Below are 1027 nucleotides of genomic sequence, written 5' to 3'. Positions count from 1 at the left end.
TAGTCTCGTGGGCTCGGCGTACCGGCGTGGCTGTCGTACAGCGTCGCCGGGGGCCGGACCCGGGCCGGGCAGCCGCTGGAGGAGGCCTTCGCACTCGCCGCCGACGCCGACGAGGTGATCGCGGTCGGCGTCAACTGCTGCGCCCCCGACGACGTGGACGCCGCGGTGGAGACCGCCGCACGCGTCACCGGCAAGCCGGTCGTGGTCTACCCGAACAGCGGCGAGACCTGGGACGCCGAGGCACGCGCCTGGACCGGCCGCTCCACCTTCACCCCCGAACAGGTCGGCGGCTGGGAGCGGGCCGGGGCCCGGCTGATCGGCGGGTGCTGCCGGGTCGGGCCGACGGCGATCACCGGGATCGCGGAGGCAGTCGGCTGACTCGACTCAGCTCGCTCAGCTCACTGGGCTCACTCGATTCGCCCAACGCGCCCAACGCGCCCGACTCCCTCGATTCGCTCGACCCCGCGCGAGGGCGGGGCGGGTCGGCGGGGTGCCGTGCTCGCCCGTACCACCAGCCGTGTGGACAGCTCCGTACGTGTCCCCTCCGGCTGCTCGCCCGCCATCATCCGCACCAGCAGGCGCAGTGCCGTCGCCGCCATCTCGGCGAGCGGCTGGCGGACGGTCGTGAGGGCCGGTGAGGCCCAGTGGGCCTCGGGCAGATCGTCGAAGCCCACCACGCTGACGTCGTCCGGGACGGACAGCCCCCGCTCGGCGAGGGCTCGGTACGCGCCGAGGGCCATGCGGTCCGAGCAGACGAAGACGGCCGTGGGCGGTTCCGGCAGGTCGAGGAGTTCCAGCATCCGCCGGTGCGCGGCGCTCTCGTCGAAGTTGCCGTAGCGCAGGTACTCGGGTCGGTGGCGCAGTCCGGCCGCCGCGAGGGCCGAGCGGTAGCCGGCGACGCGCGCGGTGCTGCACATCTTGCGGCGGTAACCGGCGATGACGGCGACGCGTTCGTGGCCGAGGGAGAGCAGATGCTCGGTGGCGGTCACCCCGCCGTGCCAGTTGGCCGCGCCCACCGAGACGACTC

1 protein-coding gene and 1 pseudogene are annotated in these 1027 nt (G+C 74.1%); one reads left to right on the top strand and one right to left on the bottom strand.

From position 1 onward, the window contains the following. Positions 1-24: 24 nt before the first annotated feature. Positions 25-378: pseudogene (locus EU811_RS23325) on the top strand (homocysteine S-methyltransferase family protein); the annotation flags it as partial. Positions 379-407: 29 nt separating this feature from the next. Here the strand turns inward: EU811_RS23325 and EU811_RS23320 are convergent. Then, positions 408-1027: substrate-binding domain-containing protein (locus EU811_RS23320; RefSeq protein ID WP_142940600.1), on the bottom strand; the 620-nt coding region annotated here is incomplete at its 5' end.

Source organism: Arthrobacter sp. TS-15, from assembly GCF_006964045.1.
Taxonomy (GTDB): domain Bacteria; phylum Actinomycetota; class Actinomycetes; order Actinomycetales; family Micrococcaceae; genus Arthrobacter.
The sequence above is the reverse complement of the archived record's forward strand: the minus strand, read 5'-3'. Positions and strand labels throughout refer to the sequence as shown.